Raw genomic sequence first — 19,900 nt, 5'->3', positions numbered from 1 at the left:
GGCTTGTCGCGCCCACGCGGCGGAGCCGCAAATGTCACGGCCCCGCGCCCCTCAGACGCCAATCCAGCCCAGCCGCGTTTCAAGGACCCGTCCCTCGCCCGCTCCCTCGCCCTGTTCCGGGCCTTTCTTCGTGAGCAGGAGGAGCCCGAGAAGTGCTACTCGCTGCTCGCCCGTGACGCCGTCGATCAAGTCGAGGCGCATTACGGAGCCGTCGCCGGACGCGTCGTCGTCGATGTCGGTGGTGGCAGCGGGTACTTCACCGAGGAGTTTCGGCGGCGTGGGGCGGATGCCTATCTCTTCGAACCCGACGTCGGTGAGCTGGGGGCCGAGCCGCCGCCCGGATCCGTGATCGCCGACGGGTATCTGCTGCCGCTCGGGGACGGGGTCGCGGACGTGACCTTCACCTCGAACGTGCTGGAGCATGTCGCCGATCCCCAGACGTTTCTCAGTGAGCTGGCCCGGGTGACCCGGCCCGGCGGGCTGGTCTATGTGTCGTTCACCAACTGGCTGTCCCCGTGGGGCGGTCACGAGTGGGCGCCCTGGCACTACCTCGGTGCCGAGCGGGCCCGCGCGCGGTACCGGCGGCGTACCGGCAAGGCCGCCAAGCACACCCTCGGCGAGAACCTGTTCGCCGTGCACATCGGCACGACCCTGCGGCAGGTGCGCGCCCGCGACGATCTGACGGTCGTCTCGGCCCGCTCCCGCTACTGGCCCTTCCTCACGGAGTGGATCGTCAAGGTCCCCGGTCTCCGTGAGATAGCCACCTGGAATCTCCTCCTCATCCTCCGGCGGTGTCCCCCATGACGACCACGGTCCAGGCTCCTCCCCCGGCAGCCACCCCCACCACCGCGAACAGCGCGGGCCCTCCCGAGGGCCCCCGGTCGCGGCGCTGGCTGCTGGGATTCTGGGCCGTGGTCCTGGTGTTGTTCCTGGCGGTGAAGCCGGGACGGCAGACCTTCGACACCAAGCTCGGGGTGACGGTCGATCCAGGGCAGTTCCTGTCCGATCTGGGGCAGTTGTGGCACGACCGCAGCGGCTTCGGCGGCATCCAGGACCAGTACGTGGGCTATCTGTGGCCGATGCTGCCGTTCCACTGGCTGGCCCGTGCCGTGGAGCTGCCCGTGTGGCTGGCCGAGCGGCTGTGGATGTCCGTCATCGTGTCGGTGGCGTTCTGGGGTGCCCTGCGGCTGGCCGAGCGGCTGGGTGTCGGCAACGGGGCCTCGCGGCTGCTCGCGGCCCTCGCGTACGCGCTGTGGCCGGTGTTCACCATCGTCATCGGCTCCACGTCGGCCGCCGCGCTGCCCGGCGCGTTCCTGCCGTGGGTGCTGCTGCCGCTGGCCGACCCGCGCTACAGCGCCCGGGTCGCGGCGCTGCGGTCGGTACTGTTCGTGCCGTTCATGGGTGGGGTCAACGCGGCCTCGACGCTGGCGTCCCTGGTGCCGGTCGGTCTCTATCTGCTGACCCGGCCGCGCGGGCCCCGGCAGCGCAGGCTGATCGCCTGGTGGGTGCCCGGGGTGATCGTGGCGACGGCATGGTGGTGGATCCCGCTGCTGCTGCTCGGCGCCTACGGCGAGAACTTCCTGCCGTACGTGGAGAGCGCGCGGACCACGACCGACACCATGGCGGCGACGGAGGCACTGCGCGGCGCCGGGAACTGGGTGGCGTATCTGCACTTCGGTGAGGCGTGGTTGCCGGCCGGGTGGGTGGTGGCGTCGGCGGTGGTGGTGATCGTCTGTTCGGCGCTGGCCGCCGGGCTGGGGCTCGCCGGGCTGGCCCGGCGGGATGTGCCCGAGCGGCGCTGGCTGGTGCTGACCGTGCTGGTGTGTGTGCTGGTGCTGCTCGCCGGGTACGGCGGCACGTTCGGCGGCCTCTTCCACGGGAGTGTGCAGGACTGGCTGGACGGGTGGCTGGCGCCGTTCCGCAATATCTACAAGTTCCAGACGGGCGTGGCCCTCGCGCTGGTCCTGGGGCTCGCGCACCTGGTGGCGGTGGCCGCCGAGCCGAGCGGGGCCCGTCCGGTGCGCGGACGCCGCCTCGCGCCGCTGATCGCGGCGGTACTGGTGCTGCCGGGGCTGGTGTGGCCGTATCTCAACGGGTCGATCCTCAACCAGGGTTCGTTCCAGGAGGTTCCCGCGTACTGGCAGACGGTGGCCGACCGGCTGGAGGAGTGGTCGCCCGACTCGCGCGCCCTCGTGGTCCCGGCGACCGCGCACGGCGTCTACACCTGGGGCTCGACCATCGACCAGCCGCTGGACGTGCTCGCCGGATCCCGGTGGGGCCAGCGGGACTATGTGCCGTTCGGGCAGCCCGGCAACCGGCGCGCCATGGACGCGGTGGAACAGGCGCTCCAGACGGGGGTGGAGGTGCCGGGGCTGGCCGACTATCTGAGCCGCGCCGGGGTCTATTACGTCGTCGTCCGCAACGATCTCGATCCGGACCAGGTCGGCTACACCCCGACCACCACCGTGAAGCGGACCCTTGAGCAGTCCGGGTACGAGCGGGTCGCCGGGTACGGGCCGATGATGACCGGCGGGCGGATCGCCGAGGACACACCGTTGCAGGTCGAGGGGCTGTATCCGGTACAGCGGGCGGTGGAGATCTACCGGCCCGCCGATCCGGGCGTGCCCCGGCCGGGGCAGGCCGGGCTGGCGCCGGTCGCCGACACGGCCCAGGTCTCCGGCGGCCCGGAAGCGCTGCTGCCGCTGGCGTCCGACCTGCGTGGCCGGGCGAGCGTGCTGACCGGCGACGGGCATCCGGGGCTCGGCTCACCCCCGTTGCAGATCAGCGGGGACGGGCTGCGGCGCGCGGACACCCGGTTCGGGCTGGTCAGCGCCAACACCTCGTACACGTACACCCGTGACGAGCGCAACGCGCCGGACGCCTATCAGGACGCGGGCGAGGCACCGCACCAGATCCTGCCGCTGACCGGCATCGACCATCAGACGGTGGCCGAGCTGCGGGGCGCGGAGTCGGTGACCGCCTCGTCGTACGGGAGCTGGTTCTTCCATCTGCCGCAGTTCGACCCGGTGAACGCCTTCGACGGGAACCCCGACACCGCCTGGACCGAGGGTTCGGCGGACACCCCGGACGGGGAGTGGCTGCGGATCGGGTTCGCCGAGGAGTACGACATGCCGTCGTCGTTCCGGGTGACGCCGCTGCCGCAGGAGAGTGTGCGGTCGGCTCCCACGCGGGTGCGGGTGGAGACCGAGCGGGGGTCGGAGACCAGCTATCTCCAGCCCAATGGGGCCGCGCAGTCCGTCAAGGCGCCCGCCGGGGCGACCAGTTGGATGAAGCTGACCATCCTGGACTCCGTGGAGCGGCGGCCGGGGCTGCTCGGCGCCGGGTTCGCCGAGATCACCCTCCCTGAGGTGACGGTGACCCGGATGCTGGCGCTCCCGGCGGACTCGGCGGACAGCGACGCGGCGAGCGAGGTCGTCTCCCTGCACCGGGTCGCCGACCCGGCCGGCATGTCCCCGACCGGTTCCGAAGCGGGCCTGCACCGCGCCTTCACCACCGGCACGGACGGCACCTACGAGATCGAGGCGAGCGCGGTCGCCGTGCCCGGCGCCGAACTCGACCGGATGCTCTACGACATCGCCCCCGACCAGGCCCAGCGGATCACCGCCACCGCCGACTCCACCGCCCGGCTCGGCGTCGGCCTGTCCGCCCGCAATCTGACCGACGGCGATCTGACCACGGCCTGGATCGCGGGCGACACCCCGACGATCCACCTGAGCTGGGAAGGCTTGCAGCCGATCGATGAACTGGTGCTGGCCGGGGCGGGCGGCCTGACCACCCGCCCCACCGAGGTCACCATCGACTCGCCCGGCGGCGCGACCACCGCCGCCGTGGACAAGAACGGCTGGGTCCGCTTCCCGCCGATCACCACCGACCGGCTGGACATCACCATCACCGACACCGCGCCGATCACCCTCCACAACCCCCTGGTGGACGAGGATCTGCGCCTCCCGGTCGGCCTGACCGAGGCATACATCCCGGCCCTGGACAGCTACCGCACCCCGCAGCCCGACCCCGACCGCACCTTCGCCCTGCCCTGCGGCTCCGGCCCCGTCGTCGCGATCGACGGCACCCTGTACGAGACCAGCGTCGAGGGCCTGGTCCGGGACCTGACCGAGCGGCGCCGCATCCCGGTGACGCTGTGCGGCGCCGACGACAACCGCCTCGACCTCGCGGCGGGCGACCACCAGGTGGAGTCCGGCGACGCGGGCCCGCTGCTCCTGACCGACCTCACCCTCACCCGGGGCACGGTGACCGCGCCGGCCACCGCCGACCGTGCGCTGGAGGTACGGGACTGGCTCGGCGACCAGCGCGAACTGAGCGTCGGTGCGGGCGACGCCTCGTACGTGACGACGTACGAGAACTTCAATGACGGCTGGCAGGCCACCCTGAACGGGCGTGAACTGACCCCCGTCCGGCTCGACGGCTGGCAGCAGGGCTGGCTGATCCCGGCCGGCGAGGGCGGCACCCTCACGCTGTCCTACAGTCCCGCCACGACGTACGACGCCGCCCTGATCGGCAGCGGGGTGGGGCTCGCAGGTCTGGTGGGCCTGGCGCTGTGGCGGCGCCGCGAGCCCAGCACCGACGCCCCGCAGGAGACTCCGCCGCCGCCTGGGGTGTGGCTGGGGACGGTGGCGCTGACGCTGGTCGCGGTGGTCATCGCGGGCTGGTTGGCGCTGCTCGTCCCGGCGCTCGCCCTGCTGGCCCACTGGCGACACCGGCTCCTCGTCCCGATCGCCTTCGGCTCCCTCGCCCTCGCGGGCATCACGGCGGCGACCGGCGCGGGTCAGCCGGTCGGCGACGGCTCGGGCTCCTTCGGTCCCGTCGCCCAACTCCTCACGCTGATCGGCCTGTTCGCGGCGCTGGTGAGCGTGCGGGAACGGGTGCGGGACGGGCAACCGAAGCGGCTGACGGGGGACCGTCCATGACGAGGATCCCCTTCCCCGTGGTGGATGAGATCGCCCGGCACTGCCTCCAGGAGGAGGAGCCGGAGACTGTCCACATCGAGGTCCACCTCCCGGGCCCCATCGACCCACCCCGCCTGCGCAAGGCGTTCACCGAGGCCCTGCAACGCCACCCCCGCGTCCTGATGCGGGAGGCTCCCGGGCCGTGGTACCGCCGCCGCTACGAGTGGGAACTGACGGGGGAACCGGAGGTGGAGGTGGTGCGGTTCACCGACCCAGGGGAAGGCGCTCTGCGGGACGCGCGAGCCAGATCCCTGGCCAAGGCCCCACCCTTGTCGAAGTCACCCCCGGTGCGCCTGGAAGTCGTACCTCTCCTAGCTGCGGGCAGTCGTGCCGCTGGGGCGGCACGGGTGGGCCCAGCGGCACCCCGCAAGCGCGGGCAAGCACTCCCCACCACCCCCGCACCCACGGCCCTGATCCTCACCCTCAACCACACCGCCCTCGACGGCCCCGCCTGCCTCCGCATCCTGGCGACGGCAGCGGAGCTGTACGGCGGCAAGGACAACACCCCCACCGCACCCCCGACCCGCCCCCATCAACCCCCACCCCCCACCCCCGACACCCCCGCCACCTGGTCCCGCCCGGCCCGCGTGGCCCAAGGCACCCCCGACACCTCCCCCGGCAACGGCCTGCTCGTCACCGAACTCCCCCTCCCCCGCCGCCCCAAGGACGCCCCCTACACCGTCAACGACCAGCTGATGGTCACCACGGCCCGCACCCTCGCCCACTGGAACCGCGAACACGGAGCGCCCCCGCGCCCCCTGCGCATCACCATGCCCGTGGACGACCGCCCCCGCGACCCCACCATGCCGATCGGCAACGGCACCCGACTGGTCGAAGTCCCTTTCTCCCCGGACGAGTTGAAGACCGACGACATCCCCGCCCTCCTCCACCGCACGGCCACCAGAACCCGCGCCCTCAAGGCCCTCCCCAGCCCCCAACTGGGCCACGGCGCCACCCTGCTGACCGCCCCGGTCGCCCCCGTCGCCTGGCGGGCCGCGCTCACCCGCACGCTCCGCCGGGCCGCCGCCCCCTGGACGTCCACCACCCTGCTCAGCAACATTGGCAGAATCCCGTACCCGCTGGACTTCGGCGCGGAGGCGGGCCGGGCGCACGCCGTGTGGTTCTCGGCGCCGGCCCGGATGCCACGCGGCCTGACCGTCACCACGGCGTCCACGGCGGGCCGGCTGCATCTGGCCCTGCGCTGGTCGCGCGCCCTGCTCGGCCCCGACGACGGCGACCGGCTGCGGGACCTCTTCGCGCACCACCTGCATACGACGGAGGCCGGCCCATGAGCACCACCGCGCCCGTCACCACCCCACCCGACCTGCGCGACTTCTACGAGAACCCGGCGGTGCCGGTGGCCTCCGGCGCCGCCCGCTCACTGCGCCAGGCCCGCATGCTGGCGGCGGCCCTGGCCGGGACGACCGACCGGACCGTCCTGGACATCGGCTGCGGCGACGGCACGGCAGCCGCCACCGCCGCCCCCCTGCTGCGCGGCCACCGGCTGATCGGCGTCGACTGGTCACAGGACGCGCTGGTACGGGCCCGGACCCGGCTGCCGCAGGTGATCCGCGGGGAACTCACCGGCGGCGGGCTGCCGTTGCGGGCCGGGGCGGCGGACGCGGTGCTGTTCAGTGAGGTGGTCGAGCATCTGGTCGACCCGGACGCGGCGCTGGACGAGATCCGGCGGGTGCTGCGCCCCGGCGGCCATCTGATGCTGTCCACCCCGAATCTGGCCGCCTGGTACAACCGGGGGCTGCTGCTGGCCGGGGTGCAGCCGGTGTTCTCCGAGGTGAGTCTGCGCGCGATCCACGGGCGGCCGGGCTCGGAGGTGGTCGGGCATCTGCGGCTGTACACGGCCCGTGCGCTGCGGGAGTTCGTCACGGCGGCGGGCTTCGACGTCGTACGGCTGGCGGGGGCGCCCTTCCACGGGGTGCCTCGGGTGCTGCGCCCGCTGGACCGGCTGGCGTGTGCCCGGCCGCCGCTGGCGTCGATCCTGCTGCTGCACGCCCGCCGGCGTTGAGCATGTGGTGGGGGGTGGCGGCGGCCCTGCTGGCGAACGTGCTGTACAGCGCCGGGTTCGTGCTGGAGAAGCGGGCACTGGGGGCGTTGCCGGAGGTGAGTGTGCGGCGCCCTGCGCGGCTGCTGCGGCTGGTGCTGGGCAGCCCGCTGTGGATCGCGGGCTCGCTGGCGCTGGCGGCGGGTTTCGGGGCGCAGTTGCTGGTGTACCGGACGCTGCCGATCGCCGCCGCGCAGGGCATCTTCGTCGCCGGTCTGGTGCTGCTGGTGCTGCTGTCGTCGCGGCTGCTCGGCGAGGAGACCAGCGGCCGGGAGCGGTACGCGCTCGCGGCGATCCTGCTCGCGCTGCTGATGGTGGTGCTGTCGCTGGACGAGAGCGCCGACACGGTGGGCCGGGGCGCCTCCTATCCGCTGGTGCTGCTGGTGTGCGTGCCGTCGCTGGCGGCCGGGGTGTGGCTGTACCGGTCGGCCGAGCGCGGCGCCGGTCACCGGCACCGGCGGCCCACGACCGGCGTGGCGTACGGGGTCGCGGTCGGGCTGCTCTACGGGGTCAGCTCGCTCGCCATCAAGGGCGTCTCCGGGTACCTCACGGCGGACGGGCCCGGCGCGGCGCTCACCGGGGTGCTGGGCTCCCCCTACCCGTATCTGCTGCTGTTCACCGGCGCGTTCGGCCTGATCATGTCGCAGGCCGCGCTCCAGCGCTGCCGGGCCTCGCTGATCGTGCCGGTGTGCACGACGGTGACCGCGCTGTACACGGCCGTGCTCGGCACCCTGGCGTTCGGTGAGGCGCTGCCCGCCGATCCGGCCCGGCTCGGGCTGCGGATCGCCGGGACCTGTCTGGCGGTCGCTGTGCTGCTGATGATGCCCACGCATGACGCCGCCCCCCGACCGCCCCTGGGCGAAAAGACGGACAAGGAGCTGACCGACCCATGAAGCCGGACGACCCGCTGCTGAGGATCCTCGCCTGCCCGCTCGACAAGGGACCGCTGCATCTGCTCGCGGGAGACGGGGGCGAGTCGCTGTACAACCCCCGGCTGCGGCGCCGCTATCCGATCGTGGACGGGGTGCCGCAGTTGCTGCCGTCGTCCGGGGAGCAGGTCCCGCAGGACGAGCACGAGACGCTGCTGAAGCGGATGGCGCCGTGAGCGGGCCCGGGGCCCGGGACGTCACGGGCCTCGCCGGGACCGCGTCCCCCGTCGCCCCGCCCCGGACCCTGGCCCACCGGATGGCGTCGTACCTCCCGGACCGGCTGGTGGCGGCCACCGCGCGGGCGGTGTACCCGCGCTTCGAGCCGGAGCTGGCCCGGATCACCGACCTGTGCCCGCCCGGCTGCGGTACGGCGGTGGATGTGGGCGGCTGGTACGGCCCCTGGACGCGGCGGCTGAGCGGTCTGGCGCGGCGGGTGGTGACGGTGGAGCCGGTGCCACGGCTGGCCCGGCTGCTGGCGCGCACCGCCCCGCCGAACGTCCGGGTGATCCAGGCCGCCGCCTCGGACGGTCCGGGCACGGCCCGGCTCTGGCTGCCCGCCGACGACGCCGGTGACCGCGGGGTGTCCTCGCTGGTCCGGCGGGACATCCACGCCCGCGCGGTGCCGGTGCGCTGTGTCGCGCTGGACGATCTGGGCCTGAGGGACGTCGGGTTCGTGAAGATCGACGTGGACGGCAGCGAACTGGCGGTGCTGCGGGGCGCGACCACGCTGCTGACCCGGGACCGTCCGGCCCTCTTCGTGGAGCTGGAGGCCCGGATCCAGCCGGTGGGCCCGGTGGTGACGTACCTCGGCACGCTGGGCTACACCGGGTGGGTGCTCCCGGCGGACCGGTGGGTCCCGCTCGACGCCTTCCCCCTGGAGAGCCATCAGGAGGGCGCGGCCCATCTGGCGTCCGAGGGCCTGCTGCGCCGGGTGCTGCCGCTGCGGGGTCGCGCCCGCTATGTGAACTCGGTGCTGTTCCTGCCGCAGGGCCGCAGGCCGGGGACGGGCGGCCGGCCGCCGGGGCGCAGGTCGGGCCGGGGCGGCGTACGCCACGATGGTCTGTATGTCCTTGGATTCCACGCCCGGCGCTGACGGCCGTTTCACCCCGCTCGATTTCCAGCTGGTGCTGCTGCGCCGGATGGCCGACCACAATCCGGACCTGGTGGAGGACGCCCGGCGGCACCTGGGCGTCTCGCTCGCCGGGATGCGCGCGGCGAACAAGCGCTGGCAGGCGATGGTCCGCTCGCCGCGCTCCCGCTCGACCGCGTCGCGCTCTGGCTCCGGCTCCGGCTCGGCCGCGTCCCGCTACCGCTCGGTGCTCGGCGCCCCCGCGTCGACGGCCGCCCGCCGCATCGGCGACCTGGACTGCGAGGCGTGGCAGTGGCCGCTGCCGCTCTGGCCGGACCTGCGGTTCGAGGTGCTGGTCGGCCCGAACCGGGCGGTGTGGAACGAATGGCTGGTCCGCGCCCCGGACGCGCCCGCCCCGCCCCTCCACCACCTGGCGGACCTCACCCCCTGGTCCTGCACGGTCGACGAGGCCGCCCGCGCCTTCGCCCCGGCCCGCCCCCTGGAGGGCAGCGCGCCCACCCGCTGGGGCCTCGCCTTCACGGCCCCGGACACGGAGGGGGTACGGCGGGAGGTGGTGGCGGAGTTCACGTGGGGGTTGTTGCAGCGGGTGGCGGTGACGGGGTGAGGCAGGGGCGGTGGTAACGAGGGTGAGACACGGACGGTGGTGACGGGGGTGAGACACGGACGGTGGTGACCGGCTGAGGCACCCAGCGCATCCGCGTAACCCACCCCGGTCGGCCTCAACCCCCCGCCGCCCTCAGCACCGCCTCCGCCACCCGCCCCACCGACGCCGGATGCAGGTCCAGAAACATATGGGGCTCGACCAGCTCCAGTTCCATCACGCACGGCTGCCCGTCCTCGCCGTCGACCAGGTCGACGCGGGCGTACAGCAGGTCGGGGGCGTCGGGTACGGCGGTCAGGGCGCGGTCGGCGACGGCCAGTTCGGCGTCGGTGGGCTGCCAGGCACGTACCCCCGGGTGGGCGGTCTTGCGGGCGTCGTACGGGGTGCCCGGCGCGAGCACCGGGCCCTTGCGGATGCCGTGCAGCAGCCGCCCGCCGAAGAACTGGAGGGCGCGTTCGCCGGTGGCGTCGATGGCGCGGACGTACGGCTGGATCATCGCGGTGAAGCCCTCGGCGTGCATCCGCTCCAATTGCCGTACGGCGGTGGCGTGCTCGTCGGGGGTGTAGCGGGCGGCGAGGCGGGCGCCCGCGCCGGAGGTCGGCTTGACGACGTACTCATGGTCGGCGGGCAGTTCGGCGGGCCCGTAGGGCTCCCCGGGGGCCACGTACCGGGTCGGGACCGTGGGGACGCCCGCCGCCGCCAGGTCGCCGAGGTAACGCTTGTCGGCGTTCCAGCGGATCACGTCGGCCGGGTTGGCGAGGTGGGTGAGCCTGCCGCAGCGGGCGGCCCAGGCCAGGAACTCGGTCGCCCGCCAGCTGTAGTCCCAGGTCGAGCGGATCACGGCGAGGTCGAAGGCGGCCCAGTCTGCGTCCGGGTCGTCCCAGACCACCGCCTCGGCGCGGGCGCCCGCGTCCCGCAGGGCCGCCAGCAGCACCGGGAGATCGGGATCGGCCACCACCTCGGGGCCGGGACGGCAGGTGACCAGGGCTACACGGCTCACGGCGACTCGCTCTCCCCACGGCCGCCGCTCGCGCGCACGGCCCGTACCCGATGATCGGACAGCGGTCAGGCTAACAATCGAACGCGAACCCCGGCGGCCCGCTTGACCTTCACCTTCGGTCAAGCCCGAGCATCGGTGCCGGAACCGGAGGAGGTTTCCAGGTGGAACACATGCTGACGATCGGCGCCTTCGCCAGGGCGTCCCGGCTGTCGCCGAAGGCGCTGCGGCTGTACGACGAGCTGGCGCTGTTGCGTCCGGCGCGCGTCGACCCGGACAACGGCTACCGCTACTACGCGCCCGGCCAGCTCGAACAGGCCAGGCTGGTGGCGTGGCTGCGCCGCCTGGGGATGCCGCTGGCCCGGATCCGCGAGGTGTGCACGCTGCCGCCCGCCACCGCGGCCGGGGAGATCCGCGCCTACTGGGCCCGGGTGGAGGCGGAGACGGCCGAGCGCCGCGACCTCGCCGGATTCCTCGTGGACCACCTGACAACACGACCGCGGAAGGCCCCCGCCATGACGACGCCCCTCACCCTGCGCTACGCCGCCCACTCCGACCGGGGCCGGGTGCGCCCGGTCAACCAGGACACCGCCTACGCGGGCACCCGGCTGCTCGCGGTGGCCGACGGCTTCGGCCCGGACGGCGGCCGGGCGAGCACGGCGGCCGTGGAGACGTTCAAGGCGCTGGAGGCGCTGGGGGAGACCGAGGTCCCGGCGGGTGAGGTGCTGAACCTGCTGGAGGCGGCCGTGCGGGACGCGGCGCTGGCTGTGCAGGACGCCGGCACCGGGGCGGAGGAGGCCGGCACCGGGGGTGCCGAGGGCAGGGAGGAGGCCGGCACCACCCTCACCGCACTCCTCTGGACCGGCTCGCACCTCGCCCTGGTCCACATCGGTGACTCCCGCGCGTATCTGCTGCGCGACGGCGGCCTGTTCCGTATCACCCACGACCACACGGTGGTCCAGTCGATGATCGACGAGGGCCGGCTGACCCCGGAGGAGGCCACCAGCCACCCCCAGCGCACCCTGCTCCTCAACGCCCTGACCGGCACCGGCCACCCCACCCCCGACCTCCACCTGCACGACGCCCACCCCGGCGACCGCTACCTGCTCTGCTCGGACGGCCTCCCGGCGGTCGTCCCGGACGCCGTGATCCGTACGACGCTGGCGGCGGCCGGGACCCCCGAGGCGGCCGTCGACGCCCTGGTCGGCGCGGCGAACGCGGCGGGCGGCCCGGACAACGTCAGCTGTGTGGTGGCGGAGGTGACACCGGCGGCAACGGCCTGACGCGGGCCTGCGGCGTGACCCACGGGGCTGGGGGCGGGCCCGCCGGGGCAGGATCGCCCCATGTCGATGACGGGCGATCGGGAGACGGAGACGGGCTGCGGCGTGGGGCTCGCGTGGCTGGTGTGGGGGCCCCGGCCGGGGTGCGGCTGGTGAGCGTGGAGCGGGATCCCGTACGGGCCCGGGTGGCGGCCGAGGTGTTCGTGGACCGGCCCGAGGTCACCGTCCTCACCGGCGACTGGCAGCGGATCGCCGAGCGGGCCCCGTACGCCCTGCTGGTGCTCGACGGGGGCGGCCAGGGCAAGACACCCGGGGACGATCCGGCGCCGGTGGCCGACCTGCTGGCCACGGCCCGGCTCACTGGCTCACCCACCCCGCGCTGCACACGGCAGAGCTACGCCTGGCGCCGTATCTGGCCACCCTCGTGGGAACGTTGCGCCACACCGACGACCGATGACCGTCTGACCGATCCAAGGAGTACACCCCGTGTCCTCACCCTCCCCTGCACCTTCCCTGGCCCCCTCTCCGGCACTTTTCCCGGCCCTGCGCCGCGCGCCCGCCGAGCGGCCCGCCGTGCGGTTCGGCGCGCGTTCCCTGACGTACGGCGGGCTCGCCGGAGCGGCCGGGGCCGTCGCCGGGCGGGTGCGCGGGGCCCGGCGGGTGGCCGTCTGGGCGACGCCGGAGCTGGAGACGGCCGTCGCGACGGTCGGCGTACTGACCGCCGGGGTCGCCGCCGTGCCGCTGAACCCGAGGTCGGGTGAGAAGGAGCTGGGGCACATCCTGGCCGACAGCGCCCCGGACGCCGTACTGACCGCGCCCGGCACCGAACTGCCCGCCCCGCTCGCCGCGCTCCCCCGTATCGAGGTGGACGTGCACGCGACGGGCCCGGTCCCCGCCGACGACGCCGGCGCCGACGCGCCCGCGCTGGTCGTCTACACCTCGGGCACCACCGGCCCGCCCAAGGGCGCGGTGCTGCCCCGCCGGGCCGTGGCCACCACCCTGGACGCGCTGGCCGACGCGTGGGGGTGGACGGACGCGGACGTACTCGTGCACGGGCTGCCGCTGTTCCATGTGCACGGGCTGGTGCTGGGCGTGCTCGGGCCGTTGCGGCGGGGCGGGTCGGTGCGGCATCTGGGCCGGTTCGACACCGAGGGCGTGGCGCGGGAGCTGAACGGCGGGGCGACGATGCTGTTCGCGGTCCCGACGATGTACCACCGGATCGCCGAAGCGCTGCCCGCCGAACCCGAGTTGGCGAAGGCGCTGGCCGGGGCGCGGCTGCTGGTGTCCGGCTCGGCCGCGCTGCCGGTGCACGACCATGAGCGGATCGCCGCCGCGACCGGCCGCCGGGTGATCGAGCGCTACGGCATGACGGAGACGCTGATGAACACCAGCGTGCGGGCGGACGGGGAGGCGCGGGCGGGGACGGTCGGGGTGCCGCTGCCGGGGGTGGAGTTGCGGCTGGTGGAGGAGGACGGCTCACCGATCACGGCGTACGACGGGGAGACGGTCGGCGAGATCCAGGTGCGCGGCGCGAATCTCTTCACCGAGTACCTCAACCGCCCCGACGCCACGGCCGCCGCCTTCACGGCCGACGGCTTCTTCCGCACCGGGGACATGGCGGTCCGTGACCCCGACGGCTATGTCCGGATCGTCGGCCGCAAGGCCACCGACCTGATCAAGTCCGGCGGTTACAAGATCGGCGCCGGCGAGATCGAGAACGCGCTCCTGGAACACCCCGGGGTCCGCGAGGCGGCCGTCACCGGGGAGCCGGACGCCGACCTCGGCGAGCGGATCGTCGCCTGGATCGTCCCGACGGACCCCGAATCCCCGCCCACCGACGTCGAGTTGGCCGACCACGTGGCCCGGCGGCTCGCCCCGCACAAGCGCCCCCGCGTGGTGCGGTACCTCGACGCGCTGCCGCGCAACGACATGGGGAAGATCATGAAGCGGGCGCTGGGCGATGGCTGACGGGGGCTGATGCGTGCGAGGCCCCGCGCGGCAGGTCGTCCGCGCGGGGCCTCGTCCGTTCCCGGGGGGCGTCAGGCTACGGAGGCGAGGAACGCCGTCCATGCGTTCGGCCGGATGGCGAACGCCGGGCCGTTGGACTGCTTGGAGTCGCAGACGGCGGTGGCGGTGGTGAGGTGGGCTATCTTCACGCAGTTACCGCCGTTGCTGCTGTACGACGACGTGAACCAGGCTCCTTCGGGGGCAATGTCCAAGGCATGTTTGTTCGAGGTCATTCTTCAGATCTCTCGTGATAGTTGGTGCAAGAATTTCGGCGTCTCCCCGACCGGAAGCGCGCCGTCCCTCAACGCGTCGAACCGGCGGGCGAACATCCAGACCTCAGTGTCCTTATCGGTGAGGTTGGAAGTGCCGTCAACCATGTCGGTCTGGACCGTGGTCGGAATGGGATCGGCGAACTCCATGATGGTGAAGTCGGTGTGTGTCCGATACGTGGGGGCGTTGACCGGCAGCACCTGAAGCGTCACGTTGGGCAATGCGGCCACCTCGATGAGACGGTCGAACTGCCGGAGCATGATCTCCCGGCTGCCCACGGTCCGGCGTAGGACAGCTTCATCGAGAATTGCTCGAATCTCGACAGGGTTGTCCCGTGTGAGAATCTCCTGGCGCTCCATTCGAACGGCGATGCCACGCTCGACGAACTCAGTGGTCTGCTCTTCCACGAGCTTGCCCGCCTGGAACAACGCGCGGGCATAACCCTCGGTCTGGAACAGGCCGAAGACGACATCGGGTTGCCAGGCCCTTATCGACTTCGCCCCGTCCTCCAGCCCGATGTACATCGCGAGGCCGGACGGAAGGTTTCGGGAGTAGGTCGACCACCAGCCACGGCTGAGGCCCTCGCGATGGATGTCGACCAGGAACTCGACATCCTCCTCATTGGTGATGCCGTACTGCTTGAGCAGTAATACGAGGTCGGAGGACTTGCGGAACGAGGAGGTCCCCCTCTCCACCCGGTAGAGCTGAGAGTCGGAGATGCTCAGCCCGTTGACCGCGTCCTTGAGATTGCTGAAGCCCGCCTTCTTTCGCAGGCGTTCCAGCTCCTGTCCGAGCCTTACCCGCCTGACCGTCGGTCCTGTTGGAGCGGCCACCATGCCTCCGTTTTCGAGTCCATCTGATTGTGCCCCGGGCCCGGTCCGCTCAGTCGACAGCCCGCTGAACTCACCTACGAGTCGCGTGCGTTGACCTGACAGTCCGTCCCGGCCTGGCGTGAGTTCCGAGTCTGACACCTTCAGTCCCGTCCTCAAAGGCCGTCACACGAACGAGTGACTATGCCGGATCGGGTGAAATATTCACTTCAGCTTGCGCGGTAACTCTCCCACCCGACAGCCTTGTTGAGCCAATCACCGGCCACCCCCGGCCCTCCCCCGCCTTCCCCGAAGGACGTGATGACGACGGCTGCCGTACGAACGCCCCGCACGTTCCCGCTCCGCGACACGGACCTGATGAACGAACGCATCCAGATCCAGCCGCGTGGCCCCGGAGCCCGCCCCCGCCCCGAGGACGCGAGCCGCGTGGGCGCCCTGCGCCGGATCGCCGCCGCGCGACTCCGCTGGTGGGGACTGGAAGCCGTACTGGACGACGCGGTCCTGGTCCTCTCCGAGTTGGCGACCAACGCCGTGCTGCACACCGGCACCCCGGAGGTCCGCGTGGCCATGGTCACGCGGGACAGCTATCTGTGCATCACCGTGACCGACGGAATGCCGGGAGCCGCCACGCTCCGGCCGAGCGACGGCTCCTCGGAGTCGGGGCGCGGGCTCGGACTGGTCGCGGCCATCGCCGCCGAGCACGGCGGGACCTGGGGAGTCGACGGCGCGGGCGAGCGTACGTGGTGCCGTCTCGCTCTGCCCGGAGTGGACCGGGGCCGGGACTGCGGCCAGGACCGTACAAGCGAGCGGTTGTTCCCTGGAACAGGTGATCGTCACCCGTGAGGTGGTGTGTGGCTCCTGCGGTTGACGATACTTACGGTGCGCAAGCGACGGGATGCATACCGTAGTTGAGCGCGGTCCCCCATTCATGCGTCACCGCAAGGAGAACCACGATCATGAACCTTCTCACCGACATCCTCGCCGGCCTCATCCACTTCGTCGGCTGGCTGGTCTGACGGTACGAAGAGTCCCGCGCGGCGCCGTCCCCCCGTCCCAGGGGGGCGGCGCCGCCCGCGTTCACCCCGGCGCACGCGAGTCGAGCGGGCCAGCTGCGCCACGTGAGTCCCTCAAGGCGGTCCCGCGCTCGCCGACACTCCCATACGACCGGCAAAATACTACAAATAACCCATTCAGTGGCCCCCCACCCGGCCCCCCACAAAAGGCGCCACCCCCCTCCCCCCACGCACGATGCCACCAGAGGCCCGCCACCCGGTCGGCCCGGTCCGTGCTCTCGGGAGGATCCGCCATGACCGCCAGCCTGGAGGCACTGCGCCGCTGCCACTTCGCCGTCGATCTGGGCGCGGCGCGGACCCGGGTCTATGTCAAGGGCGACGGGCTCGTGGTCGACCAGCCGTCGGCCGCCGCCGTGAACACCCGCACCGGCGCGCTGATCGCGGTCGGTGAGCTGGCCGAGAAGATGACCGGCCGCACCCCGCACTACATCCGCGTGGTCCGCCCGGTCTCCGGCGGCACGGTGGTCGACATCGAGATGGCCCAGCGGATGCTCCGCCACCTCATCGGCGACAAGGTCCGCCGCGCCCTGCGCCGCAAGCCCCGGCTGCGCGCGGCGGCCTGCACCCCGCACGGCTCCGACCCGCTCGCCCAGCGCGCCACCATCGAGACCCTGGTCGGGCTCGGCGCCCGCCGCGTCGAACTGGTCGACACCCTCATCGCCGCCGCCGTCGGCTGCGGACTGCCCGTCGAACAGCCCGAGGCGACCATGGTCCTGGTGTGCGGGTCGGCGGCCACCCAGGTCGCCGTGCTCTGCCTCGGCTCGATCGTCAACGCCGAGCGGATCCCGGTCGGCGGCGAGGCCGTGGACCAGGCGATCGTGCAGCACCTGCGGCACGCCCACGAACTGATGCTGCCCAGCCAGTCCGTACGGCCGCTCCAGATCGCCCTGTCCGGCAACGGCCTCACCGCGCAGGGCCCGGCCTCCACCGAGATCCACGGCCGCGATGTCGCCACCGGCCTCGCCCGCAGCGTCCGGGTGGACACCGCCGCCGTCCGGGACGCCATCCAGACCCCGCTCACCGCCATCCTCGACGGCATCGGCAAGGTGCTCCGGGACTGCCCGCCGGACCTGGTGGCCGACCTCGCCGACCGGGGCATCATGATGGTCGGCGGCTCGGCCCTGCTGCCCGGCCTGGACCAGATGCTGCGCCAGGCCACCGGCATGCCGGTGCACATCGCCGAACGCCCCGACATCTGCGCCGTACAGGGCCTCGGCGCCATGCTGGAGGGCCGGATCCAGCCGCTGGAGCTGAACCCGCTGGGGCGATGAGCGTGCCGCAGGCCCCCGGCGCACGGCGGCCCCCCGCGCCGCCGCCCGCTCCCGCGGACCTCTTTCCCGACGGTCTCCTGGACGCGATCCTCGGCGTCGGCGCCGACCTCGCCCTCCGCACCACCCTCCAGCACATCGTGGACGGCGCCGCCGAGGTGACCGGCGCCCGGTACGCGTCCCTGGACATGACCGACCCGTCCCGCGACGGCCTGCGCGAGATCCACACGACGGGACCGGCGGCCACCCCCTCGACCCGCCGCACCACACTGGACGTCCCCATCCACGTGGACACCCGCCTCTTCGGCCGCCTCCGCCTCACCGGCAAACGCGACGGCGGCGACTTCACCCCCGGCGACCGGGAGTTGCTGGGGCTGCTCGCCGTACAGGCCGGGATCGCGATCGGCAACGCCCGGCTGTACGAGGCGGTCCGGCAGCGCGAGCGCTGGATCGAGGGCTCGGCGGCCGTCACCACCGCGCTGCTCACCGGCGAGAGCGCCGACGCCCTGCGCACGGTCGCCGAACGGGCCCGGCTGCTCGCCGACGCCGCCGCGGGCGTGATCCTCCAGCCCACGCCCGCGGGCGGCATGGAGATCGTCATCGCGTCCACCCCGGCCGACCCCGGCGACATCGTGGGGACGACCATCGCGCCGGGCAGCCCGGTCCTGGTCCAGCTCCTGGGCGGCGAACCGGTGTTCATCGACGACTCGGCGACCGACCCCCGGATGACCACCCATGTCCGGCACCGCTTCGGCCCCAGCATGATGCTCCCGTTGCAGGCGGGCGGCCGGCTCATCGGCACCCTCGCCCTGCCCCGCCGGCGCGGGGACCGCCCGTACACGGACATCGAACGGCTGCTGGCCACCCAGTTCGCCTCCCAGGCCGCCCTCGCCCTGGTCCTCGCCGACACCCGGCACCGCCAGGAGCGCCTCGCCGTCTACGAGGACCGTGACCGGATCGCCCGTGACCTGCACGATCTCGTGGTCCAGCGGCTGTTCGCGACGGCGATGATGCTGGAGTCCACCCAGCGCCGGACGGCCGCGGCCGGGGTCCACGACACCCTGGGCCGCGCGGTGGACGAACTCCAGTCCACCATCCAGGAGGTCCGCACCACCATCTACGCCCTCCAGCAGCCCCCGACCGAGGCCCCCACGACCCTGCGCGGCAAGGTCCTCAGGGAGACGGCGACCGCGGCGGCCCGCCTCGGCTTCCAGCCGTCCGTCCGCTTCACCGGCCCGATCGACTCCCGGGTCCCCGCCCCCACCGCCGCCCACCTCCTCACCACGCTGCACCGCGCCCTGACCGCCGCGGTCCACCGCCCCGCCGTCACCCGCGTGGAGATCACCATCGACACGACGACCCCCCTGCCGGACGGCAGAGAGGTCGTCCGCCTGGTGGTGCGCGACGACGGTGACGGCGGCAGCGGGGGTGGGGGCCGGGGCAGGGGAACGGAGGTCACCTGGCAGTCCCCGCTGTGAGGAGGCCCTACGTACCCGGCCCGGCGCCCGAGGGAACGGGCCCGGCGCCGAGTCCCTACGCCTCCGTCACCCCGTCCGAGGCCGTACCGGAAGCCGAGTCGGAAGCCGTGCCGAAGGCCGAGTCGCCAGCGTCCTCAGCAACCCCTCCGGCAGCAACCCCATCGGCACCCTCTCCCTCTCGCTCTCCCTCTCCCCCTCCCTCGGGCCTCCCGGCACCCCTCCGGCCACCCCGCCTCGCTCTCCTGGCCCCCTCCCCCACCAGCCAGGCCACCACCTCGTCGGCATCCTGGGACCGTGCGACGTCCAGCGGGGCCATCCCTGCGTGGCCGACCCGGTCGAGGTCGGCGCCCAGTCCGCGCAGATAGCGGGCGACGGCGAGCTGCCCGCCCTGGCAGGCGCTCCAGAAGGCGCGGTCGATGTCATCGGCGGCGGGCGCCTGCCCACCGACGTACTCCTCGACCCGCTCCAGCAGCCCCAGCGCGGCGGCCTCGTCCAGTCCGACCCGCGCCCCGCGTTCGACGAGCCGCCGGGCGGCCCGCCACTGCCCGAAGCCGCAGGCGTCGGCGAGCGGTGAGCCACCGCCGAGCACCGCGCCGGACGCCTCGATGTCGGCCCCGGCGGCGAGCAGCGCGTCGATCGCCGTGACGTCGTTGTTGCTGGCCGCCCAGTGCAGCGGGGTCTCGGCGTGGGCGCCGACGAACCGGGCGCCGGGATCGGCGCCGGCCGCCACCAGCGTAACGACGACCTCGGGGCCGCGCGGGTAGTGGCCGGGCCAGTCGGTGGCGATGTGCAGCAGACTGCGGGTCCCGGCGCGCTCCGCGTCCTGCGACTCGGCGATTCCGGTGGACGCGAGGCCGGGATGGTCGTCGAGCAGAGCCCGCAGCGCCGCCAGATCACCGGTGCGGATCGCCTCGGTGACGGCGACGGCCAGCGGATCGAGGGAGTTCAGGGTCGTCATGGAGACCCAGCTTCCCACCATGTGTCCTCGCAGGGTGCCCCGGCCTTCAGGCCGGGGGTGAATGCGAGCCCCTGC

General features: G+C 73.2%; 17 protein-coding genes. 13 read left to right on the top strand and 4 right to left on the bottom strand.

All coding sequences use genetic code 11. The features are described 5' to 3' along the window. Nucleotides 1–3 precede the first annotated feature (3 nt). The 8 genes from ACFRFC_RS16810 to ACFRFC_RS16775 all read left to right on the top strand — a co-directional run bounded on the left by ACFRFC_RS16810 (nt 4) and on the right by ACFRFC_RS16775 (nt 9,667). Entirely contained in the window at nt 4–804 is an 801-nt protein-coding gene (locus tag ACFRFC_RS16810) for a class I SAM-dependent methyltransferase (protein ID WP_382685837.1), read from the top strand. After that, nucleotides 801–4,946: an alpha-(1->3)-arabinofuranosyltransferase family protein gene (locus ACFRFC_RS16805; RefSeq protein ID WP_382685834.1), complete on the top strand. Its 4,146-nt coding sequence runs from the start codon at nt 801–803 to the stop codon at nt 4,944–4,946. Before ACFRFC_RS16810 ends, ACFRFC_RS16805 begins: the two co-directional genes overlap by 4 nt. Beyond that, nucleotides 4,943–6,277, top strand: a complete 1,335-nt coding sequence (locus ACFRFC_RS16800; RefSeq protein WP_382685831.1) for a condensation protein — start codon at nt 4,943–4,945, stop codon at nt 6,275–6,277. The genes ACFRFC_RS16805 and ACFRFC_RS16800 overlap by 4 nt, the downstream gene beginning before the upstream one ends. Continuing rightward, on the top strand, nt 6,274–7,008 hold the full coding sequence (locus tag ACFRFC_RS16795; protein WP_382685828.1) for a class I SAM-dependent methyltransferase: 735 nt from the start codon (nt 6,274–6,276) through the stop codon (nt 7,006–7,008). Before ACFRFC_RS16800 ends, ACFRFC_RS16795 begins: the two co-directional genes overlap by 4 nt. Before the next feature lie 14 nt (nt 7,009–7,022). Next, nucleotides 7,023–7,937, top strand: a complete 915-nt coding sequence (locus ACFRFC_RS16790; RefSeq protein WP_382686425.1) for a hypothetical protein — start codon at nt 7,023–7,025, stop codon at nt 7,935–7,937. Continuing rightward, nucleotides 7,934–8,149 (top strand): Trm112 family protein, encoded by a 216-nt coding sequence (locus tag ACFRFC_RS16785; protein WP_382685825.1) that lies wholly within the window; start codon nt 7,934–7,936, stop codon nt 8,147–8,149. Before ACFRFC_RS16790 ends, ACFRFC_RS16785 begins: the two co-directional genes overlap by 4 nt. A gap of 80 nt (nt 8,150–8,229) precedes the next feature. Next, on the top strand, nt 8,230–9,066 hold the full coding sequence (locus ACFRFC_RS16780; protein ID WP_382686422.1) for an FkbM family methyltransferase: 837 nt from the start codon (nt 8,230–8,232) through the stop codon (nt 9,064–9,066). Beyond that, nucleotides 9,029–9,667: a hypothetical protein gene (locus ACFRFC_RS16775; protein ID WP_382685822.1), complete on the top strand. Its 639-nt coding sequence runs from the start codon at nt 9,029–9,031 to the stop codon at nt 9,665–9,667. The genes ACFRFC_RS16780 and ACFRFC_RS16775 overlap by 38 nt, the downstream gene beginning before the upstream one ends. A gap of 115 nt (nt 9,668–9,782) precedes the next feature. On the opposite strand, the gene ACFRFC_RS16770 is transcribed toward ACFRFC_RS16775, so the two are convergent. Beyond that, nucleotides 9,783–10,664, bottom strand: coding sequence for a RimK family alpha-L-glutamate ligase (locus tag ACFRFC_RS16770; protein ID WP_382685821.1), 882 nt, complete (start codon nt 10,662–10,664; stop codon nt 9,783–9,785). Nucleotides 10,665–10,834: 170 nt separating this feature from the next. On the opposite strand from ACFRFC_RS16770, the gene ACFRFC_RS16765 reads away from it, so the two are divergent. Next, on the top strand, nt 10,835–11,944 hold the full coding sequence (locus tag ACFRFC_RS16765) for a MerR family transcriptional regulator (protein ID WP_382686419.1): 1,110 nt from the start codon (nt 10,835–10,837) through the stop codon (nt 11,942–11,944). A 483-nt stretch (nt 11,945–12,427) separates the two neighbouring features. Beyond that, nucleotides 12,428–13,909 carry an acyl-CoA synthetase gene (locus ACFRFC_RS16760; RefSeq protein ID WP_382685818.1) on the top strand — a complete coding sequence of 494 codons (1,482 nt, stop codon included), beginning with the start codon at nt 12,428–12,430 and terminating at the stop codon, nt 13,907–13,909. Between the two features lie 71 nt (nt 13,910–13,980). Here the strand turns inward: ACFRFC_RS16760 and ACFRFC_RS16755 are convergent, their stop codons facing one another. Continuing rightward, nucleotides 13,981–14,160, bottom strand: a complete 180-nt coding sequence (locus ACFRFC_RS16755; RefSeq protein WP_382685815.1) for a DUF397 domain-containing protein — start codon at nt 14,158–14,160, stop codon at nt 13,981–13,983. A 24-nt stretch (nt 14,161–14,184) separates the two neighbouring features. After that, nucleotides 14,185–15,054 (bottom strand): helix-turn-helix domain-containing protein, encoded by an 870-nt coding sequence (locus ACFRFC_RS16750; protein WP_382685813.1) that lies wholly within the window; start codon nt 15,052–15,054, stop codon nt 14,185–14,187. Between the two features lie 294 nt (nt 15,055–15,348). On the opposite strand from ACFRFC_RS16750, the gene ACFRFC_RS16745 reads away from it, so the two are divergent. From ACFRFC_RS16745 to ACFRFC_RS16735, 3 genes are all read left to right on the top strand, one after another. Further along, entirely contained in the window at nt 15,349–15,891 is a 543-nt protein-coding gene (locus ACFRFC_RS16745; protein ID WP_382685810.1) for an ATP-binding protein, read from the top strand. Nucleotides 15,892–16,354: 463 nt separating this feature from the next. Next, nucleotides 16,355–17,392 (top strand): rod shape-determining protein, encoded by a 1,038-nt coding sequence (locus tag ACFRFC_RS16740; protein ID WP_382685808.1) that lies wholly within the window; start codon nt 16,355–16,357, stop codon nt 17,390–17,392. Next, entirely contained in the window at nt 17,389–18,867 is a 1,479-nt protein-coding gene (locus tag ACFRFC_RS16735) for a GAF domain-containing protein (protein WP_382685805.1), read from the top strand. Before ACFRFC_RS16740 ends, ACFRFC_RS16735 begins: the two co-directional genes overlap by 4 nt. Nucleotides 18,868–18,922: 55 nt before the next feature. Here the strand turns inward: ACFRFC_RS16735 and ACFRFC_RS16730 are convergent, their stop codons facing one another. Further along, complete coding sequence (locus ACFRFC_RS16730) at nt 18,923–19,825, bottom strand: ankyrin repeat domain-containing protein (RefSeq protein WP_382685803.1); 903 nt, start codon at nt 19,823–19,825, stop codon at nt 18,923–18,925. Nucleotides 19,826–19,900: the final 75 nt, after the last annotated feature.

It is taken from the genome of Streptomyces sp. NPDC056734, from assembly GCF_042790455.1.
Classification (GTDB): domain Bacteria; phylum Actinomycetota; class Actinomycetes; order Streptomycetales; family Streptomycetaceae; genus Streptomyces.
Note: the sequence above shows the minus strand (reverse complement) of the source record. Positions and strands in the feature narration are given on the sequence as shown.

What these genes read in the sequence shown, in the direction of transcription:
- ACFRFC_RS16805 (WP_382685834.1), top strand. Translation starts at nt 801, where the DNA reads ATGACGACCACGGTCCAGGCTCCTCCCCCGGCAGCCACCCCCACCACC.
- ACFRFC_RS16800 (WP_382685831.1), top strand. Translation starts at nt 4,943, where the DNA reads ATGACGAGGATCCCCTTCCCCGTGGTGGATGAGATCGCCCGGCACTGC.
- ACFRFC_RS16795 (WP_382685828.1), top strand. Translation starts at nt 6,274, where the DNA reads ATGAGCACCACCGCGCCCGTCACCACCCCACCCGACCTGCGCGACTTC.
- ACFRFC_RS16785 (WP_382685825.1), top strand. Translation starts at nt 7,934, where the DNA reads ATGAAGCCGGACGACCCGCTGCTGAGGATCCTCGCCTGCCCGCTCGAC.
- ACFRFC_RS16780 (WP_382686422.1), top strand. Translation starts at nt 8,230, where the DNA reads ATGGCGTCGTACCTCCCGGACCGGCTGGTGGCGGCCACCGCGCGGGCG.
- ACFRFC_RS16775 (WP_382685822.1), top strand. Translation starts at nt 9,029, where the DNA reads ATGGTCTGTATGTCCTTGGATTCCACGCCCGGCGCTGACGGCCGTTTC.
- ACFRFC_RS16765 (WP_382686419.1), top strand. Translation starts at nt 10,835, where the DNA reads ATGCTGACGATCGGCGCCTTCGCCAGGGCGTCCCGGCTGTCGCCGAAG.
- ACFRFC_RS16750 (WP_382685813.1), bottom strand. Translation starts at nt 15,054, where the DNA reads ATGGTGGCCGCTCCAACAGGACCGACGGTCAGGCGGGTAAGGCTCGGA.
- ACFRFC_RS16745 (WP_382685810.1), top strand. Translation starts at nt 15,349, where the DNA reads ATGACGACGGCTGCCGTACGAACGCCCCGCACGTTCCCGCTCCGCGAC.
- ACFRFC_RS16740 (WP_382685808.1), top strand. Translation starts at nt 16,355, where the DNA reads ATGACCGCCAGCCTGGAGGCACTGCGCCGCTGCCACTTCGCCGTCGAT.
- ACFRFC_RS16735 (WP_382685805.1), top strand. Translation starts at nt 17,389, where the DNA reads ATGAGCGTGCCGCAGGCCCCCGGCGCACGGCGGCCCCCCGCGCCGCCG.
- ACFRFC_RS16730 (WP_382685803.1), bottom strand. Translation starts at nt 19,825, where the DNA reads ATGACGACCCTGAACTCCCTCGATCCGCTGGCCGTCGCCGTCACCGAG.